Below are 1550 nucleotides of genomic sequence, written 5' to 3'. Positions count from 1 at the left end.
CCTCGACATCCTCCCGACCGATGGTCGCTCGGTTCTGGCACACGGCCTCGCCCTTGTTGCGCACGGCGGAGCATCCGTAGCGGGTCTTGTTGATCAGCGTGTAGCTGGCGCCACAGCAGCCGCAGGCCAGAAGGCCAGACAGCAGGTAGGTCGGGCGACGCGCCAGTTCCGGCCGCATCCCGCCTTCTCTGTCCGCCGAGGTCATCACGTGTCGCACCAGTCCCTGCCGTTCCTTCACGCGGCTCCAGAGATCGTCATCGATGATGCGCAGGTCCGGCACGTCCTCGATGATCCAGGCCTCGGGCGCGTTGGGCCTGGCCTGCCGCTTGCCCGTCGACGGATCCTTCACGAAACGCTGCCGGTTCCAGACCAATCGGCCGATGTAGAGTTCGTTGTTGAGGAGGCCAATGCCGCGCTTCGGATTGCCGGAGATCGTGGAGAAACTCCAGTCGCCGCTGCCGGTGCCCGGACTGGCGATGCCTTCCGCGTTGAGCGCCGCGGCGATGGCGCGGGGCGAGAGGCCGGAGGCGTAGCTCTCGAAGATGCGACGGACCACTTCTGCCTCTTCCGGCACAATGGTTCGCTCGCCAGTCGTTACCGTGCCGTCGGCCCGTAGGTCGCGGATCGCCCGGTAGCCGTAGCTGATGCCACCCGCCGACTTGCCGTCCCGCACCCGGCCTTCCAGCCCGCGATGGGTCTTCTCGGCCAGATTGCGCAGGAACAGCGCCGACATCGTGCCGCCGATGCCGACATGCATCTCGTTGATCTCGCCCTCGGCCTTAGAGACGATCGGGACCTCGAGGTAGCGCATGCGCTTGTGCAGCGACGCGACATCCGCCTGGTCGCGCGACAGCCGGTCGAGCGCCTCCGCCACGATCACGTCGGCGCGGCCGTTCATCGCCGCCTGTTGCAGCGACTGATACCCGGGACGCAGGTCCGAGCTGCCGCTCATAGCCTCGTCGGCGAAGACCTCCACCACCTGCCAGCCGTTGTCTGCGCAGAGCTTGCGGCAGACCCGAACCTGATCCGGGATCGAGGCGGCGGATTGCATGTCGGAGGAATAGCGGGCGTAGATTGCCGCGCGGAGAGGGGCCTGGCCGGTCATCTCCGTCCGCCAGCTTCTGCGCGGCGCGCTGTGCCGCGATCTCGGCTGCCGCCGCCTGGCGCGCCAGCAGGCGCACCAGCTCGATCAGTGAAGGATGCGGCGGGATTGCCTGTTCTGCAAGGGGCGCGGCACGAGCGTCCTGCGCGGCGGGAGCCGGCGCATCGGCCAGCTCCTCCGTCCTCGCATTTGGCATCTGCTTGCGCCGCACTGAATACACCTTTCCTGATCCGCGCGGAGGGGGCTTCTCCGGCGGTGATGATGGGTCTCGACTGTCCGGAACTGGCTCCGGTGCCGTTGACCATCATCATACAAGAATGGGAGAGGCGCCGGGCACGGAACCCATCTGAAACGAGTTCCTGGACCGGCGTTTGGCGCGACTTTCTGGGGATTACGGCGTTCCGGCCCTGTGCCGACGCCCCTGGCGCGCGGCTTGCGCTGAGCCAGC

The 1550-nt window shown here is 67.4% G+C and carries 1 protein-coding gene; it reads right to left on the bottom strand.

Annotated elements, in window-relative coordinates:
* Positions 1-1105 (bottom strand): recombinase family protein (locus AC3A5Z_RS24120; RefSeq protein WP_487521805.1); only part of this gene is annotated, 1105 nt, incomplete at its 3' end.
* Positions 1106-1550 lie beyond the last annotated feature (445 nt).

This window comes from Cereibacter sp. Soil_C_27, assembly GCF_057657095.1.
Note: the sequence above shows the minus strand (reverse complement) of the source record. Positions and strands in the feature narration are given on the sequence as shown.